General features: G+C 63.5%; 15 protein-coding genes. 10 read left to right on the top strand and 5 right to left on the bottom strand.

Features of this window, described 5'->3' with window-relative positions; all coding sequences use genetic code 11:
- Nucleotides 1-27 precede the first annotated feature (27 nt).
- Both G405_RS0103785 and pdeM read left to right on the top strand, forming a co-directional pair.
- Complete coding sequence (locus tag G405_RS0103785) at nt 28-1,047, top strand: ligase-associated DNA damage response exonuclease (RefSeq protein ID WP_022700172.1); 1,020 nt, start codon at nt 28-30, stop codon at nt 1,045-1,047.
- Between the two features lie 39 nt (nt 1,048-1,086).
- Nucleotides 1,087-1,797: a ligase-associated DNA damage response endonuclease PdeM gene (gene pdeM, locus G405_RS0103780; RefSeq protein WP_022700171.1), complete on the top strand. Its 711-nt coding sequence runs from the start codon at nt 1,087-1,089 to the stop codon at nt 1,795-1,797.
- Here pdeM and G405_RS0103775 read toward each other — a convergent pair.
- The 5 genes from G405_RS0103775 to G405_RS0103755 form a co-directional block, all read right to left on the bottom strand.
- Nucleotides 1,794-2,288: a DUF3429 domain-containing protein gene (locus tag G405_RS0103775; RefSeq protein WP_022700170.1), complete on the bottom strand. Its 495-nt coding sequence runs from the start codon at nt 2,286-2,288 to the stop codon at nt 1,794-1,796. The genes pdeM and G405_RS0103775 overlap by 4 nt on opposite strands.
- A gap of 32 nt (nt 2,289-2,320) precedes the next feature.
- Nucleotides 2,321-3,142: a TIGR02186 family protein gene (locus G405_RS0103770; RefSeq protein WP_022700169.1), complete on the bottom strand. Its 822-nt coding sequence runs from the start codon at nt 3,140-3,142 to the stop codon at nt 2,321-2,323.
- On the bottom strand, nt 3,142-4,068 hold the full coding sequence (locus G405_RS0103765; RefSeq protein ID WP_022700168.1) for a sulfite exporter TauE/SafE family protein: 927 nt from the start codon (nt 4,066-4,068) through the stop codon (nt 3,142-3,144). The genes G405_RS0103770 and G405_RS0103765 overlap by 1 nt, the downstream gene beginning before the upstream one ends.
- A gap of 10 nt (nt 4,069-4,078) precedes the next feature.
- Nucleotides 4,079-7,228 carry a peptidoglycan-binding protein gene (locus tag G405_RS0103760; RefSeq protein WP_022700167.1) on the bottom strand — a complete coding sequence of 1,050 codons (3,150 nt, stop codon included), beginning with the start codon at nt 7,226-7,228 and terminating at the stop codon, nt 4,079-4,081.
- Between the two features lie 197 nt (nt 7,229-7,425).
- Entirely contained in the window at nt 7,426-8,880 is a 1,455-nt protein-coding gene (locus G405_RS0103755; protein WP_022700166.1) for a hypothetical protein, read from the bottom strand.
- A 164-nt stretch (nt 8,881-9,044) separates the two neighbouring features.
- Between G405_RS0103755 and G405_RS0103750 the strand changes: the two genes are divergently transcribed.
- The 8 genes from G405_RS0103750 to G405_RS14915 all read left to right on the top strand — a co-directional run bounded on the left by G405_RS0103750 (nt 9,045) and on the right by G405_RS14915 (nt 17,965).
- Nucleotides 9,045-9,536, top strand: a complete 492-nt coding sequence (locus G405_RS0103750) for a MerR family transcriptional regulator (RefSeq protein WP_022700165.1) — start codon at nt 9,045-9,047, stop codon at nt 9,534-9,536.
- 94 nt (nt 9,537-9,630) lie between these two features.
- On the top strand, nt 9,631-11,412 hold the full coding sequence (locus G405_RS0103745; protein ID WP_022700164.1) for an acyl-CoA dehydrogenase C-terminal domain-containing protein: 1,782 nt from the start codon (nt 9,631-9,633) through the stop codon (nt 11,410-11,412).
- A gap of 74 nt (nt 11,413-11,486) precedes the next feature.
- On the top strand, nt 11,487-12,653 hold the full coding sequence (locus G405_RS0103740) for an acyl-CoA dehydrogenase family protein (protein WP_022700163.1): 1,167 nt from the start codon (nt 11,487-11,489) through the stop codon (nt 12,651-12,653).
- Nucleotides 12,654-13,079 (top strand): hypothetical protein, encoded by a 426-nt coding sequence (locus G405_RS0103735; RefSeq protein WP_022700162.1) that lies wholly within the window; start codon nt 12,654-12,656, stop codon nt 13,077-13,079.
- Nucleotides 13,072-14,280, top strand: a complete 1,209-nt coding sequence (locus G405_RS0103730; protein WP_022700161.1) for an acetyl-CoA C-acetyltransferase — start codon at nt 13,072-13,074, stop codon at nt 14,278-14,280. The genes G405_RS0103735 and G405_RS0103730 overlap by 8 nt, the downstream gene beginning before the upstream one ends.
- 4 nt (nt 14,281-14,284) lie before the next feature.
- A complete protein-coding gene (locus G405_RS14920; protein WP_022700160.1) occupies nt 14,285-14,548 on the top strand; it encodes a hypothetical protein in 264 nt (87 codons plus the stop codon).
- Nucleotides 14,549-14,551: 3 nt separating this feature from the next.
- Nucleotides 14,552-16,744 carry a 3-hydroxyacyl-CoA dehydrogenase NAD-binding domain-containing protein gene (locus tag G405_RS0103720; RefSeq protein ID WP_022700159.1) on the top strand — a complete coding sequence of 731 codons (2,193 nt, stop codon included), beginning with the start codon at nt 14,552-14,554 and terminating at the stop codon, nt 16,742-16,744.
- A 156-nt stretch (nt 16,745-16,900) separates the two neighbouring features.
- A complete protein-coding gene (locus G405_RS14915) occupies nt 16,901-17,965 on the top strand; it encodes a DUF5694 domain-containing protein (RefSeq protein WP_022700158.1) in 1,065 nt (354 codons plus the stop codon).
- Nucleotides 17,966-18,028 lie beyond the last annotated feature (63 nt).

Genomic DNA, 18,028 nt, shown 5'->3' with positions numbered 1-18,028 from the left:
GCGTGAAGACGCCCTATGTCTGTGTGAATGATCCGACCTGATCAGCTCTTGCGAGAAACAGACCGCGGCCTCTGGTGCGAACCGGGGGGCTTTTTTATCGATCCCATGCGTCCCGCAGAGCGCGCGCTCGTCACCCATGGCCACGCCGATCACGCCCGTGCGGGACATCAGCGTGTTCTGGCGACGCCCGAAACCCTCGCCATCATGGCGGCGCGCTATGGCGCGGATTTCACCCCTGATCCCGCCTCCATCGCCTATGGCGAGCGCCTTAAAATCGGAGAGGTGGAGGTCAGCTTTCATCCGGCCGGACATGTGTTGGGGAGCGCGCAGATTCGTCTCGACTGGAAGGGCCTGGTGATCGGCGTATCCGGTGATTACAAGCGCCGCCGCGATCCCACCTGCGCCGGGTTCGAGGTCTTTCCCGCCCATGTCTATGTGAGCGAAGCGACCTTCGCCCTGCCGGTGTTTCGTCATCCAGACGATGCCGGAGAGATCGCCAAGCTGCTGACAAGCGTCAGGCAGAACCCCGATCGCGCCCATCTGGTGGGCGCGTATGCGCTGGGCAAGGCGCAGCGGGTGATCTGCCTTCTCAGAGAGGCGGGCTATGACGCGCCGATCTATATTCATGGCGCGATGGAGCAGCTCTGTGCGCTGTATGAAGATCATGGCGTCGCGCTGGGGCCGCTTGAAAAGGCGACGGTCAAGAACGCCAGCGGCGCCAAGCAGGACTTCGCCGGGCAGATCGTCATCGCGCCGCCCTCGTCATTTCAGACGGCGTGGGCGCGGCGCTTCCCAGACCCGGTGATCTGTTTCGCCTCAGGCTGGATGCAGGTGCGCGCACGGGCGCGACAGCGCGGGGTCGAGCTGCCGCTGATCCTGTCAGACCATGCCGACTGGGATGAGCTGACCCAGACCATAAGCGATGTGAACCCTGAAGAAGTGTGGATCACTCATGGCCGCGATGATGCGTTGGCGCGGTGGGCGGAACTGGAGGGTTACAAGGCGCGCCCCTTGTCTCTGGTCGGCTATGAAGACGAGGACGACTAGCGTCTTGCCTCGATCCTCTGCGTTCGCCTAAGTGAGGCCATGACCAACGCTCTCCGTACGCCGCTGGCCGACCCTGTCTTCATGACGGTGAACGGCGCCCGCCTGATCGCGGATCCGTCCGGCGTGGCCTATTGGCCGGATGAATCGGTTCTGCTGGTCAGCGATCTGCACTTTGAAAAAGGCAGCGCCTATGCGGCCCGTGGTCAGCTCTTGCCCCCGTATGACACCCGCGCCACCTTGCAGCGCCTGGCCGCCGCGATCACGGTTTACCAGCCGGAGTCAGTCATCGCCTTGGGCGACAGCTTTCACGATCTGGGCGCGGACGGACGCATGGCGCCCGATGACGCGGAAGCCCTGTCAGCGCTTGTCGCGTCGGTGCAGGACTGGCTGTGGATCGAGGGGAATCATGACCCGAAACCGCCTGCGCGATTTGGCGGGCGGGCCGGGTTTGAACTGGCGCTGGGGCCTTTGCATCTCCGCCATGAGCCCCAGCCGGGCGCCCGACCGGGCGAAGTGGCGGGGCATCTGCATCCCTGCGCCAAGGTCAGCGGCCAGGGGCGCCGGGTGCGGCGGCGCTGTTTCGCGACCGACGGCGCGCGGCTGATCCTGCCTGCGTTCGGCGCGTATACGGGCGGGCTCAATGTCTGTGACGCCGCCTATGCGCCGCTCTTCCAGACACGTCCCCACGCCTACATGCTGGGTCGCGAGCGGGTCTATGCCGTCAACGGCGCCAAGCTCCTGGGCGATTAGAGGCTGAAAGTCGGCGAGCTGCGCACGAACGCGGTCAGCCCGAGGCACAATACCGCCACGGCAGTCAGCAGAAAGCGCAACGGCAGGTACCAGCGCGGGAAGGTCGCGCCGCGAATGGCGGTGCGGTCCCACAGGAACTGGATCACGAAGCCAGCGATCAGCACGCCCCAGCCCGTCATTTCCAGGTCCAGCGGCAGTCCGGGACGGTTCCACACCTGCATCACCACCGCGAGCCAGCCTGCCAGGCTGAGCGTGATGGACAAGAGCAACACGCCCGAGCGGGGCGTATCCGAGCGGATCACCAGCTCGCTGGCCCAGCGGCCGCCCGCCAGAAACGACAGGATCACGGCGGCGTAGACGGGCAGGGCGGTGGCGGCCTGCAAGGCGGCCTGGCCGCCCACCATGACGCCGAGCGCGCCGGCGATGAAGGGCAGCAATCCGCCAAATCCCAATATCAGAACCAGGGCGGGAGCTTCGCTAAGGCGTTGCATCGAGAGGCCTCGTATAACAATTGGAGCCTGTATTAACGGCGCTGGGTGACCGCCGCTGCAGTCCATCCGGCCAGCATGGCCAGCAAGACCGAGATCAAGGCGTACACGACCGGACGGTTCTGGGCCAGATCATAGATGGTGCGTTCCGCGCCCGCCTTGACCACCGTCAACTCTGTGCGCCGGGTCGCTATGGGTTGTCCATCCCGGAACAGATACACATCCGCGTTATACTGGCCTGTGGGCGTGGTGGGCGGCAAGACGACCCGCGCCCGGAACAACCCGCCTTCGAGAACCTCGACGCCGCCAGGCGCTTCCGCATAGAGCCCGCGGCGGGCCTTGTTGCGCACCAGGGCGGCGCGATAATCGACGATCTCGCCGCCCAGATCGGTCACCAGCACGTCGCGCACCCCGAACAGGGTTTCGCGGCGAATGCTTTCGGGCGCGAACAATCGCACATGGTCCATGCCGATCTGGTTGCGCCGCAGCGCTGAAAAGCTCGCGAACTCAGCCAAGGGGCGCGTTGAGGCGACGGCGTAATAGCCCGCCACATCCTCAAAGCGCACCGGCGCGGCGTTGATCCAGATGCCCAAAACCCGGCGTTTGCGCATGACGCGCAGATCGTCTTCGGGGCCGCGCACGGCCACCACGATGTCATCACCCTCTTCAAGGCCGATCGCTGCGCCGTACAGCGTCAACTCGGCGCCGGCGAAGGTCGAGCGGATTTCAACCACATCCTCGGTGAGCGCCGCCGCGATCTGGGCGGGCGGCTGCACCCCTTCAGGCGGCGCAGCAAGTGCGTCTGCGCTGGCGAGAAGCGCCCCCAGAAGACAGAGCATCAGCGCATGGGCGGTCATCACATCCCCCCGCGCGCTTGCATCAGCACGAACATGTCCACCGGCGTGCTGGTCAGATCCCACAACAGTTTCAGGCAGACGCTGACCACCATAAGCGCCAGTAAGGCGCGTAATTCTTCCGCAGGGATTTTACTGGTGAACCGCGCCCCGATCTGCGCGCCGACCACCCCGCCCACGATCAGAATGCCCGCGAGCACCATGTCCACGGTCTGGTTCTGCACCGCTTGCAGGAAACTGGTCAGGGAGGCGACGAACAGGATCTGAAACAGCGAGGTGCCGATCACCACATTGGTGGGCATGCGCAACAGATAGATCATGGCGGGGACCATGACGAAGCCGCCGCCCACCCCCATCAGCGCCGCCAGAACGCCCACCAGAAAGCCGATGGCGATGGGCGGGATCACGCTCATGTAGAGACCGGAGACGGCGAAGCGGGTCTTGAAGGGCAGCGTGTCGATCAGTCCGCGCTTGCGGCGTTTAGGGCGCACCGGCCCGCCGGCGCTGCGGCGGCGGCGAATGGCGTTGACGCTCTCAAACAGCATCAGGCTGCCAATCACGCCCAGAAAGCCCACATAGCAAAGCGAGATGACCAGATCGATCTGTCCCAGCCTTTGCAGCAGGCCAAAGAGCTGTACGCCGGAAACAGAGCCCACAATGCCGCCCGCCAGCAGCACCAGCCCCATTTTGACGTCCAGCGTCTTGCGTCTGAAATGGGCGAGCGCGCCCGAGACCGAGCTGGCCACGATCTGATTGGCCTGGGTGGACACCGCCACGGCCGGCGGGATGCCCAGAAAGATCAGGATCGGCGTCATCAGAAAGCCGCCGCCAACGCCGAACAGGCCCGACAGGAAGCCCACGCCCAGACCCAGGCCGAGCAACAGCCAGAGGTTCAGGGAAATCTCGGCGATGGGCAGGTAGATCTGCACCGCCCCGCGCCTAGCCGGCGGCGGCTTGTTCAAGCCGTGAGATCAGCGTGCTGTCCACTTGATCTGACACCGTCAGGCCCTGGGCGCGACGGAAGCTGCGAATGGCGTCACGCGTGCGCGCGCCCATCATGCCGTCCGCGGGGCCGGGCTGATAGCCGAGTTGAGACAACAAGGCCTGGGCGCGGGCGATCTGGGCCGGGCTGGCCAGCGCGCCATTGTCCCAAGGCTGAGGCGGATACTCGCCCTGCGCTTCGGGGCGGCTGGCGCGCGGCGTGAAATTGCGCGCCACTGATTCCGCAGCGGCGCGTTGCTCGGGCGTCAGCATGGGGCGCAGTTCAGCAGCGGAATTGCGCGCTTCGGCGTCGCCTGCGTTTGCTGCAATGGTGAACCAGGCATAAGCGTCGGCGGGGCTTTCGGGAACGCCGAAGCCTTCCTTGAACAGAAGCGCCATATTGACCTGGCTGTCGACTAGGCCATGCAAGGCGCCTTGCTCGAACCAGCGGGCTGCGATCGCCTGGAAGTCGGGCGTGGATTCAGCGTTGATGAACATGCCGCCTGCGTCATGCATGGCTTGAACATTGCCGTTCTCAGCAGCTCTGGCCATCCACTCTCGTGCTGAAGCGGGGTTGGCGGGCACGCCCTCTCCATTGGCGAGCATCAGCGCGAAACGGCGTTGAGCGGCGGGCACGTCCTGTTCGGCGGCGCGTCGCATCAGGGCGGCGGCGTCGCTGAACCGGCCTTCGTCAAGTTGTTGCAGCGCCAGTTGGTAGCGCGCGACGGCGTCGCCATTGGCGGCGGCGCTTTCAAGGCTGGGGGCCGCCGGTGCGGCGGAGGGGCGCGGTGCAGGCGCTGCGACGCTCGGCGTTTGAGTGGGCGGGGGCGCCGGTTGAATGTCAGGCGTAGACGACTCTGCCTCTGAAACGGCGGGCGTTTCAGTCAAGGCGTTGGCTGTGCCGTCATCAGCCTCTGCCGTACGCAGGTCCGGCGTGGCGGACGTCGACAGATCCGCCGGCTCTGAGAACAGGCTGGACAGGGTTGCGCTGGGGTCTGAATTCAGAGCGGATTGTTCAGGCCCGTTGATGGCCTCCATCACCAGCATGCCCGCCGCTGCGGCGACCGCCAGAAAACCAAGCGCGCTGGCGCCCAGCAGCAAGGTGCGGTTGGAGCTGCGCTGCTCCGGTTCGGCAGGTGGAGTCCAGCCTGCTTCGCCGCCGCGATTGGCGCGAACCTGTTTGCGGGCCTTGGCGAGGAAGTCTGCATCCGCCGTCGCGCCCATGGCGGCCGGTTTGCGCGCCGCAGGGGCGGACTCTGGCTCAGCTGCGCGGTGCTGTGGCGCCGGTTGAGGCTTGGGCGTCGGAGCAAGAATAGGCCCCGGTTCCGCAGGCGTGAAGGATGAAGCGCGCGCCGGCTCCGCCTTGATGTCGAAGTCATCATGGGCCGGCAGCGCGAAGTCATCGTCTGCTTCGGCATTGCTGACCCAATTGTCGGGCGCTTCAGGCAGCGGCTTGGTGAAATCGTCAATCGCGTCTACGGCCTCGCGCACGACGGCTTTTGACGGGTCTTTGTCCTTAGATTTGCCCTTGCGGCCTTCAATCGCTTCAAGCCGCTCGGCCAGCGCATTCATCGCCTTCTGGACCGGCGACAACGCTTCGCTTGTATCGTGTCGCGCCTGGTCCAGCCGCTCGTGCAGGCCGGACATGGCCTTGTCGATGCGCTCCGCTGTGCGCTCCTCAGAGGCGCGGATGCGGGTTTCAAGATCCTGCTCGCCATTGGATGAGCGTGCGTGTTCGAGACGTTCTACAACCTGGGCCATGCGTTCGCCCGCTGCTTCGACCGCCTCCGCCGAGCGGTGCTCGGCCTGCTGGACGCGGTCCGCCAAGTTTTCCCCAAGCCTCGCCACCTGTTCTCCAATCCGCCGCATGGCGACGGTGTTATCCTGGCGCACCTTTTCAAGGCGCGCTTCAAGATCGGAGCGGTCTTGTTTTGATTGGCGTTTGGCTTCGTCTTCGTCCAGGCGGCGCTGAAGGCGCTGCTCTGTGCGATCCAGTCGCTGATCGACGGCGCGGGCCAGACGCGCCACTTCGCCGCCAATGCGTTGCAAGGCGTCAGACTGGCGCTGTTCGGCGGCGCGAAGCCGGGTTTCAGCCTCCGCCAGCGCGCGTTCAAGTCGCGGGCTGTCGGCGTTCTTTGAGACTTCCGCAATCTGGCGCGCGCATTCGCTGCGCGTTTCGCGGATCACGTCAGCGACTTCGCGCGCCAGCGCGTCGATGCGGCGCTGCACGTCCTCATCCTTGATCGCCTGAGACTGGACCGTCTCCAACTGGCGCAGACGATTGTCGAGTTTTTCCTGAGATCCCGCCAGCGCTTCGGCGGCCCGCTGGGTGGCGCCCTCTGCGGAGATGATGCGGCTTTGCAGCGAGCGCGAAGTGTCTTGCAAATCGCTGAGCAGGGATTGAGTGCGCTGGTCACGCGTCTCCACAAGCTCACGCAGATCGCGAGTTTCGCTGCTCAGCGTCTTTTCAGTCTCTTCAAGGCGCTGGCCGAGTTTTTCCAGCCCGCGTTCGGCGCTGTCGCGGCGGCGCTCTTCCTTGTGGGCGAGGTTGTCGAGTTCGGCGCGGACATCGCGCTCGGTCTCGTACATCCGCCCCGCCAGCTTGCCGACCGTGGTCTCCACCGATTTCAGCGCAGCGGGATCTGCGCCAGCGCCAGGCCCGGCGCGCTCCAGTCGGCGCACGCGTTCCAGTATTTCGTCTTGCTGAGCACGGGTGCGCTTGATGGCGTCCTGCGCGGTTTCGCCCTCTTCATCCACGCTGTCCTCGATCAGATCGAGACGGCGCGAAATGGAGGTGACCGACTGGTCGATATGAGAGAGCGCCTGGGTGGAGCGCCGTTCTGACGCTTCCATGCGGTCTGACAGACGTTGCACAAGTTCGGTCAGCTGGTCGTCATGTCCGGGACCACCGTCATCGCCGCCGCCAAAGCCCGGGAAACGGGAGAGTTGATCATCCCAGTCCTTGGCGTTTTCAGATACGCCGTCATCGAGAATGACGCGGTTCAGCCATTCGCCCAGAGTCATGCCTTCACGCCTCGCCGCTGATTTGGCGAGGGCGCGGGCGCGGGGATCAATCCCCTTCACACTCCAAGGCGCCACAGGCGGCATGCCGACTCATCTCCACACTTCCATGCTCGACCCTATAGACGCGGTTAATATTGTGTAAACCAGTCAGGCAGGCGCCATATCTGGTATTCCACATGGAATCACCGCCCACGAGGCGAACGCATGGACTCAACTCTTAATCAAGAGCAGGTGATGCGGTTAACGCCTCGTAAATCTCTCTTAAACAGGAGAGAATCGTTTCACTGGGCGGTTTCGACATGGGGCAGCCAGTACGGCGCAAGGTCCGACATCCGGAGTTCGAGCGTGTCGGCCTCCGCCAACGGCGTATCCTCGATCGGCCGAGGCAATTGACGGCCAAGATCAAACAGGGACCAGGCGGGTCCTGGCGCGCCCGCCGCCAGATAGCGTTGTCCCAGCCGCCAGTAGACGTCTGGAGCGAAGGGATCCATCACCAGCGCTTCGGCCAGCAATTGCGCCGGATCCAGATCGGGGCGCGCCTGCAGGCCGACCCGCCCCCAGGCGATCAGGGCGTTCGCCGTTAGAATGCGCGCCGCTGCGCCGGCATGCCCTTCACGATCGATGAAGGGCGCAAAGCGTTCGACCGCCCGCGCCGCATCATTGCGCTCCAGCGCATCCAGTCCCGCCGCCAGCTCTAGAAAAGCGTCGTCGTCCTGTCCGGAAAGCGTCAACGCGCTGGCATAGGCGCAGGTCAGCCGGGCGCTGCCGATGGAGGCTTCGGGGCAGGGGCCGAAATGATGCGTTTCCTGAATTTGAACCAGCAAGGCGCCGGCGTAATCGCCTTCTTCCTGAAGGCGCTGGCTTTCTTCAAAGAAGGCTTCCGAATCCGGTCCGGCCCCATAGACGCCGGCCAGCGTGTCGGTCGCAGCCGTCAGCACGGCGCTCAACCGGTCGGCGCCGGCATACACCGGAGTGCTGTCTTGCGGCATCGGCGGGATAACAGGCGCTGGCGCGTCGTCTGTCGTGGTGCGGGTCCAGCGTTCCAGGCGCCCGGCCGGGCTGTCGGGGCTATAGACCACGAAAGAAAAGGCGCAAGGAAAACGGGCGTCTTCAGCCAGACGCTCAAGAATGTCGGGATGGATCGGCGCGACATAGGGCAGCCAGGCCAGGGCGCTGGCGGAATGCTCCGCACCGATCGATGACGCATCGCAACGCGAGCCTTCTTCTGCGCCATAATCAGCGCTGAACACGACTTGGTCGTCATACAGGGCGATGAAACCGGTCGGCGTATCGGTCAGCGCCAGCGTTCCGGTCTGGCTCGCCACCCCGGTCGCCGCTTCCAGCCAGACCCGGTCAAAGGTCCCGGCATTGCCAAAACTGATCACGTCCCGGCGGCCGCCCTCGCTCAGCGCCACATAGATGTCCAGATGGCGGCGGGCTTCCGCGTAAAGGCTGGTGCGCACCACTATGTCCTGACCCTCCGCTTTGGCGAACAGGGCGCCTTGGGACATGTCGAGCCACATCTGAGCGCCTGATTGCGTCACCCAGCTGGCCCAGTCGCGGCCATAGCGCGCGACACGGGTCTGGTCGTTCAGGATATCAATCGCGCTGGTGCGTGAGGTTTCGACCCGCCAGGCGGCGCTGATTTCCTCTGGCGCCATCAGCATGTCCGGCGCAGTTTGAGCGCCCGCGCAGGGCGTCAGTATCAGGCAGGCGGCGAACGCAAACAGGCGCATTGCAAATCCTTGGCCGAGGCTTCGGCGAGTCTGTTTCAGTTAAGCGCCAAATCAATCGAGGAATGCGGCGCGGTCAAGGCGTCTATGAGACAAGGTTGAGAGTGTCACATCGAAGCCAACAGATTGACGTTGACGTTCACGTCAAGCGGCATACACTCATCGCCATGACTCATGCTGCAATCCCTGAGGCTGATCTTTCCATCCGCGAGATCGCGGAGAAGTTTGATGTCACGCCTCGCACCTTGCGCTTTTACGAGCAGAAAGGCTTGCTCAATCCCAAGCGCCGGGGCGGGTCGCGTTGGTATACGGCCGGTGATGTGGCGCGTCTGTCCTTGATCCTGCGGGGTCGCCGGGTCGGTTTCTCTCTCGAGGAAATCGGCGAAATGCTCGATCTCGAGGCGTTGGCCACCCGCTCGCACGAGACCTTGTCGCGTAATCTGGGGCGTTTTCGCGCCCGTATCGCCGCGCTTGAACAGCAGCGCAATGATATTGAAGATGCGCTGGCGGAATTGAATGCGGGCTGCGCCTGGCTGGAAGAACGCCTGGCGGATCGAGAGCCTTCTGAAGACATCAAGCGGCGCGCCGCCGCGTTTGAAGCGCTGGCGTCCGCACGACTGACCCAATGGTCCGGGCATTCGCCCGATGATCCCACATGACGCTTTCGCGAAGAGGCCGTGACAGGACTCGACGCGCACCGGCCGACATGGCCCCATACCCATAACCCCCTCGTTCCCTACGGAGACGGTTCAAATGCCCGATTACAAGGCCCCAAATCGCGATCAGAAGTTCGTCCTGAACGAGCTGCTCAACGTCCAGCAATACAATGACATCCCCGGCTTCGCGGACGCGTCCGAGGACATCGTCAACGCCATCCTGGAAGAGGGCGGCAAGTTCTGCGAAGGCGTGCTGCATCCGCTCAACAAGGTGGGCGACCATGAAGGTTGCTCCTTGAAAGACGGCGTGGTCACCACGCCGACCGGCTTCAAGGGCGCCTATGACCAGATGACCGAAGCAGGCTGGACCGCGCTGTCCGCGCCCGCCGAATTCGGTGGTCAGGCTCTGCCGCATTACCTCAACCTCGCCTTCAACGAGATGGTGACCAGCTGCAACATGGCGTTCGGCATGTATCCGGGCCTGACCAACGGCGCGGCGCAAGCCCTGCTGGTGGGCGGCAGCCAGGAGCAGAAAGAGCTCTACCTGCCCAAGATGTTCTCCGGCGAGTGGTCGGGCACCATGAACCTGACAGAGCCGCATTGCGGCACTGATCTGGGTCTACTGCGCACCAAGGCGGTTCCGAACGGCGACGGCAGCTACAAGATTTCCGGCCAGAAGATCTGGATCTCCGCCGGCGAGCACGAGATGAGCGGCAATATCGTTCACCTGGTGCTGGCGCGTGTTGAAGGCGCGCCGCAGGGCGTGAAAGGCATCTCGCTGTTCGTGGTGCCGAAATACCTGCCGGACGCGGACGGCAATCCGGGCGAGCGCAACACGCTTCAGTGCGGCGGCCTGGAAGAGAAAATGGGCATTCACGGCAACGCCACCTGCGTCATGAACTATGACGAGGCCAAGGGTTGGCTCGTGGGTGAAGAGAACAAGGGCCTCAAAATCATGTTCGTCATGATGAATGAGGCGCGTCTGGGCGTGGGCCTGCAGGGGCTGGGCCTGGCGGAGACCGCCTACCAGTACTCGCTCGCATTTGCGAAAGACCGCATCCAGGGCCGCTCCCTGACCGGGCCGAAAAACCCCGACGGTCCTGCCGACCCGATCATCGTGCACCCCGATGTGCGCCGTATGCTGATGGATCAGAAAGTGTTTGTCGAAGGCGCTCGCGCCTTCACCTACTGGACCGCGCTGCAAGGCGATCTCGAGCACAAGGCCGAGGATGAAGCCCTCCGCGAAAAAGCGGGCGACTACATGGCGCTGCTTACCCCGATCGTGAAGGGCTACCTGACCGACAAGGGCTATGACAGCGTCTCCACCGGCTTGCAGGTTCATGGCGGTTCAGGCTTCACCCGCGAATGGGGCATCGAACAGCTGCTGCGCGATGCGCGCATCACCTTGATCTATGAAGGCACCAACGGCGTTCAGGCGCTTGACCTGGTGGGCCGCAAACTGGCGATGGCCGGCATGCGTCCGATCAACACCTTCTTTGGCGAGCTGGACGAGTTCATCGCCGAGAACCAGGGCGACGCGGATCTGAAGCTCTATGTGGACGGCCTGGCGGACGTGAAAGCCAAGCTGCAGAAAGCCACCAACTGGCTGGTCGAAAAAGGTCTTGAGAACTTCGACAACGCCGGTGCGGCCTCGACCGATTACATGCATCTCTTCGGTCTGACCTGCTTTGCCTATATGTGGGCGAAAATGGCGAAAGTGGCCGCCGCCAAGAAGGGCGACAACGACCCGATCTACGCCACCAAGCTGGTCACGGCGAAATACTTCGTCGAGCGCTGGCTGCCCCAGGCGGACGCGCATCTGGCCCGGATCGAAACCGGCGCCGAGACCATGATGACGCTGGAAGCCGAAGCGTTCTGAGACTGATCGTGAAAGCCCCTCGTTCTGAGAGCGGGGGGCTTTTCCGCAATAATGAATTTGGGAGGAAGACACTAATGACGGCGCAAGTTTTAAACGTGCCAAAGCCGGAATGGCTGGACCAGGAAGACGTGAATATTTTCGACGGGGCCGTGCGCGGTTTCATTGAAAAAGAATGCCTGCCCCATGGCGATCGCTGGGAGAAAGAAGGCTCGGTGGATCGCGATGTCTGGACCAAGGCCGGCGAAAGCGGTCTTCTGTGCCCAGCGGCTCCTGAGGAGTTCGGCGGCGCGGGCGGCGACTGGCGCCATGACTACGCCTTCCACATGGCCGTCGCCGAGATGGGCGTGGATGGCTGGGGCGCCAGCCTGCACAATTCCATCGTCGCGCCCTATGTCTGGCATTACGGCACGGAAGAGCAGAAAAAACGCCTGCTGCCCAAACTCATCTCGGGCGAGTATGTCGGCGCGATCGCGATGACCGAGCCGGGCGCCGGCTCTGACCTTCAGGGCATCAAGACCAATGCCGTCAAAGACGGCAATGGCTACAAGATCAACGGCTCGAAGACCTTCATCACCAATGGCGGCATGGCGAACTTCATCGTCGTGGTCGCCAAGACCGATCCCAAGGGCGGCGCCAAGGGCACCTCGCTCTTCCTGGTTGAGACCGACGGGTTGGAAGGCTTCCGCCGCGGTCGCAATCTCGACAAGGTCGGCATGAAGTCCCAGGACACCGCCGAGCTGTTCTTTGAGGACATGAAAGTCCCCGCCGAAGCGCTGCTCGGTGAAGAAGAGGGCCAGGGCTTCTTCCAGCTGATGGAGCAATTGCCCCAGGAACGCCTTCAGATCGGCGTTCAGGCCGTGGGCATGATGAAGCGCGCGCTTCATGAGACGATCACTTACGTCAAGGAGCGCCAGGCGTTTGGCAAGCCGGTGATCGGTTTTCAGAACACCCAGTTCAAACTTGCGGAGCTCAAGACCAAGGCGACTATAGCTGAAGTGTTCGTCCAGCATTGCTCTGATCTTCTGATCAAGGGCCAGCTGGACGCCGCGACAGCGTCCATGGCGAAGTACTGGACGACCGACATCCAGTGCGAGCTGATTGACGAATGCGTGCAGCTGCATGGCGGCTACGGCTTCATGAACGAGTATCCCATCGCCCGCATGTGGCGGGACTCGCGGGTGCAGCGAATCTATGGCGGCACCAACGAGATCATGAAGCTGCTGATCGCGCGGACGCTGTAGATGATCAAACGGCGTGTCATACTCTGCGCAGCGAGCTTTGTGCTCGCCGCCTGCACGCCGGACACGGCGGAATCGGAAGCGGCTATGTCTGAGCCGTCTCCGGTCCGCGCCTATTTCGAACAGACCTTCTCCGGACTATGGGGCCTTGACGCCTCTTGCCCGGAGGAGGGGATGTTCCGCCTCTCGCCCGATGCGCTCGAACTCTACGAGCGCTCTTGCGAGGTCCTCAACCTGAACCGGGACGGCGACATGATCGCCGTGCGCACCCGCTGCCAGGCAGAAGGCCAGTTGATGGCGGACAATACGCACATGCTCACGCTCGTCAGCGAAGACACCATCAGCGTGTCGGACGGGCATTACGAATGGATACGCCACGCCTGCGGCGCGGCGCACGCCTCAACCCAGGGAGGATCCCTTTATGACTGACGCTTATATTTATGACGCTACGCGGACACCGCGCGGCAAAGGCAAGAAAAACGGCTCGCTGCACGAAATCACTGCGCTGCAGCTCGCCACCCAGCAGCTTCAAGCGATCCGTGATCGCAACAATCTCGACACGTCTTTCATCGACGACGTGGTGCTGGGCTGCGTGTCGCCGGTGGGCGAGCAGGGCGCTGATATCGCCCGCGCCGCCGCGCTGAACGCGAACTATGCCGAGACCGCCTCGGGCTTTCAGGTCAACCGCTTCTGCGCCTCGGGCCTGGAAGCCGTGAACCTGGCTGCGGCGAAAGTCATGTCCGGCGAAGCCGATCTGGCCATTGGCGGCGGCGTGGAAGCCATGTCGCGCGTGCCCATGGGTTCAGACGGCGGCGCCATGGCGGTCGATCCGGAAATGGCGTTTGACCATTACTTCGTGCCCCAGGGCGTGTCCGCGGACCTGATCGCCACCAAGTACGGCTATTCGCGCGATGACGTGGACGCCTATGCGATCGAATCCCAGAACCGCGCCGAGAAGGCCTGGAAAGAGCGCCGCTTCGACAAGTCCGTCGTGCCGGTGAAGAACCAGCTCGGCCTCGTCCAGCTTGACCATGACGAGCATATGCGCCCCGGCACCGACATGCAGTCGCTGGCGAGCCTGAAGCCGTCCTTCAAGGATCTGTCGGCGTTTGTGGGCCTCGATAAGGTCGCGATGCAGAAATACCCTGATGTGGAGAAGATCAACTTCGTCCACCATGCGGGCAACTCCTCGGGCATCGTGGACGGCGCCGCCGCCATCCTCGTAGGCTCCAAGGAAATGGGCGAGAAGCTCGGCCTCAAGCCGCGCGCCCGCATCCGCGCCATGGCGTCCACCGGCTCCGAGCCGACCATCATGCTGACCGGCCCCGCGCCGTCTGCGCGCAAAGCGCTGAAGAAAGCCGGCATGAGCCCGTCCGACATTGATCTGTTTGAGATGAACGAGGCGTTCGCCTCGGTCGTGCTGCGCTTCATGGAAGATCTGGGCGTGGATCACTCCAAGACCAACGTCAATGGCGGCGCCATCGCCATGGGCCACCCGCTGGGCGCCACCGGCGCGATGATCCTCGGCACCGTGCTCGACGAACTGGAACGCACCGGCAAGTCCACCGGCCTCGCCACGCTCTGCGTCGGCGGCGGCATGGGCACCGCGACCATCATCGAGCTGGTCTGATCTGATGGCTGAAGCGAACAGCAAACCGGCTGACAGCCAGAACGCCTTGCTCAAGGGCTTGCCGTTCGGGCTGGCCATTGGCGCAGCGCTGGGGATTTCCCTCGGCGTCGCCTTCGGCGTCTCGCTGGACAACCCGCTTCTGGGCGTGGGGCTAGGCCTCGCGTTCGGACCCGGCGTCGGTTTGCCGTTCTCTGTCGCTATCGGAACAGCTCTGCTGAACAAGCAAAACGACACAACCGATCAGACGAACCCTGATCAGGAGATTTGAAGCATGACCTACACGCATTTCAAATTCGAGGTGGACGGCGACGGCATCGCGCTCATCACCTTTGACTCGCCCAACGTCTCCATGAACGTTCTGTCCAATTCCGTCATGGAAGAGATGGGCCAGATCGTCGAGAAAATCAGCTCTGACGACGCCATCAAGGGCGCGGTCATCACGTCGGGCAAGAAAGCCTTCTGCGCCGGCGCCGACCTGTCCGAGCTGGGCGGCGGCATGGCCGACCTCAAGGGCATGTCCGAAGAGGACGCCAAGGCGAAACTGTTTGAGACCGCCTATCGTCTCAACCAGTCCCTGCGCAATCTTGAAACCTGCGGCAAGCCCATCGCAGCCGCCATCAATGGTCTGGCGCTGGGCGGCGGCTTTGAAGTGACGCTCGCCTGCCATTACCGCGTCATGGCGACCGATACGGGCGCCAAGCTGGGCCTGCCGGAAGCCCTCGTCGGCGTTCTGCCGGGCGGCGGCGGCACCCAGCGTCTGCCGCGCCTGATCGGCGTGATGAACGCAGCCCCGATCATGCTGCAGGGCAAACAGCTCGACGCTGAAAAAGCCAAGCAGCAAGGCGTGGTGAACGAGATCGCGCCGGTGGCCGAGATCGTCGCCAAGGCCAAGGAACTGGTCAAAGCCGATCCGATGGGCGGCAAGCAGCCCTGGGATCAGGACAAGTTCAAGATCCCGGGCGGCGGCCCTTACCATCCCGCCGGCCTTCAGGTGTTCATGGGCGCATCCCCGATGCTGCTGAAGGAAACCTACGGCAATTATCCGGCCCAGCGTTACATCCTGTCGTGCGTCTATGAGGGCCTGCAGGTTCCCATCGACGCGGGCCTGCGCATCGAGAGCCGCTATTTCACCAAGCTGCTGATGCGACCCGAGAGCCGGAACATGATCCGCTCGCTCTTCCTGTCCAAGCAGGCGCTTGAAAAAGGCGCACGCCGTCCGGCGGGTGAGCAGAAGGCCGAGATCAAGAAGGTCGCCGTCATCGGCGCGGGCTTCATGGGCGCCGGCATCGCCACCGTGTCGGCTCAGGCCGGCATCGAAGTGGTGCTGATCGACGTCAACCAGGAAGGCGCGGACAAGGGCAAAGCCCATGTGGCGGCGCACTTCGCCAAGGGCGTCAAGCGCGGCAAGCTCACTCAGGAAGCGGCGGACGCGAAGACGAACCTCGTCACCGCGACCACCGATTACTCGCTCCTGAAAGACGTCGATCTGGTGGTCGAGGCGGTGTTTGAAAACTCCGAACTCAAGCACAAGATCACCAAGGCGGCTGAAGAGCACATGCCGAAAGACGCGATCTTTGGTTCGAACACCTCGACCATTCCGATCTCTTCTCTGGCCGAGGCCTCCTCGCGTCCGGAGAACTTCATCGGCGTGCACTTCTTCTCGCCGGTCGAGAAGATGATGCTGGTCGAACTGATCGTGGGCGAGAAAACCGGCGGCCGGGCCATCTCGATGTGCCTGGACTTCGTGGCGAAGATCAAGAAGACCCCGATCGTCGTCGCCGACACCCGCGGCTTCTACGCCAACCGCTGCGTGATGCGTTACATCGAGCAGGGCATGTACATGCTGACCGAAGGCGTGAAGCCGGCCCTGATCGAGAACGCCGCCAAGATGGCCGGCATGCCGGTCGGCCCGCTCTCGCTGCAGGACGAAGTGGCCATCGACCTGGGCTACAAGGTGCTTCAGCAGACCAAGAAGGATCTTGGCGACGCGTTTGAAGACACCCCGAACGCGGAAGTCATCGAGAAGATGTACGAGCTGGGCCGCTATGGCCGCAAGAACCAGAAGGGCTTCTACGTCTATACCGACGAAGGCAAGCAGCTCTGGGACGAGCTCGATCAGTTCGCCCCGAACGGCAAGCTGCTCGACGAGCAGCCCGACGTGCAGGAAATCAAGGATCGCATCCTCTACGCCCAGGCCATCGAAGCGGCCCGGACGATGGAAGAAGAGATCGTTGCCGACCCGCGCGAAGCCGATGTCGGCTCCATCCTCGCCTGGGGTTTTGCGCCCTATACCGGCGGCGTGCTGAGCTTCATCGACACCATCGGCGCCAAGGCCTTCGTGGAACGCGCCGATGCGCTGAAAGCGAAATACGGCAAGCCGTTCGAAGTGCCCGCTTTGCTGCGCGACATGGCCGGCAAAGGCGAGACCTTCTACGGCCGCTTCGCCCCGGCGAAAGCTGCATAAGTCTGGTTACAGACCGAACTGAAAAGGCCGGGCGTTTCGCCCGGCCTTTTTAATTGTAACTCGTCTTCTCGGCGATGAACTGTCACGCTGGCGCTGCATCCACGGGGACGGGATGCGGCATTTCCTGATCCGAGATCGCTAACGGGGATAGACGCCATGCTCACAGCTCTTGCTGCTTTCACCACACTGACGCTTGCTCAGGCCGCCGAGCCGATGATTGATTTCTCAGGCGTTCAGGACCCCCTCGGCGGGGAGCCGACGCGGGTTCTGGTGCTGGGCACGGCGCACCTCAACCAATTGCCCGAGGGCGCGCTCAATCCCGGCGATCTCGATCTGGTGCTCGCGCGGCTTGAGGCGTTTGAGCCTGACATCATCGCTATTGAAGCCATTGGCGGGCGCGGTTGTGACGAGCTGCGCCGCTATGCGGCGCTCTATGAAGGCCTCGCGGGCACCTATTGCCGCGACCCGCAGCCTGCGCTCGATGCGCTGGGGATGAGCCAGCCTGAGACTTTCATCGCCGCGCGCGCCCGTTTGGCGGACTTTCCTGACGCGCCGAGCGCATCGGAGCGCCGGGCGCTGGCGCTGCTGCTGTATGGCGCAGGGGAGCCCTGGTCCGCAGCCCTGCACTGGGCGCAACTTGAGCCGAGCGACCGCATTGCTGCAGACGACCTGACCGAGGCGCTGGCAGGCGAGTTGAACGCCATGCTCGGTTCGCGCGGAGAGAATAACGCCATCGGCGTCGCGCTGGCCGCACGCCTGGGGCTGAATTCGCTGGCGACCATGGATGATCACACCGCCGATTCCATCTACGCCCATGCGCCTGAGACGCTGGGGCCGACGATCCAGTCGGTCTGGGCGCAATCCGACCCGGACACGGACGCCGTGTTTGAAGAGGCGCAGACCTATCTGGGCTCGCCTGAGCGGGTGCTCGCCGGGTATCGCTTCATCAATGCCCCAGCCTATCAGCAGGCTACGATCAACGCCGATTTCGGCCTGGCCGCCGCGACACCCGACAATGATGCGGTGGCGCGCCAGTATGTCAGCTGGTGGCAGACCCGCGGTCTGCGCATGGCCGCCAATGTCGTCGAAGCCGCCGGCAATGAGCCGGGCGCGCGGGTGCTGGTGATCGTTGGATCGTCGCACAAGGCGTATTTCGACGCCTATCTTGATCAGATGCACGATTGGGAGCTGATCGGCGTGGACGCGGTGCTCCACGACTGATCTTTCTCGGAACGCGGCGGCTGTGTGTGCGTTGCTTTAAGACAAGCAACAGCAAAGAAGGAG

This window comes from Oceanicaulis alexandrii DSM 11625, assembly GCF_000420265.1.
In the GTDB taxonomy this organism is placed as follows: Bacteria; Pseudomonadota; Alphaproteobacteria; order Caulobacterales; family Maricaulaceae; genus Oceanicaulis; species Oceanicaulis alexandrii.
The sequence above is the reverse complement of the archived record's forward strand: the minus strand, read 5'-3'. Positions and strand labels throughout refer to the sequence as shown.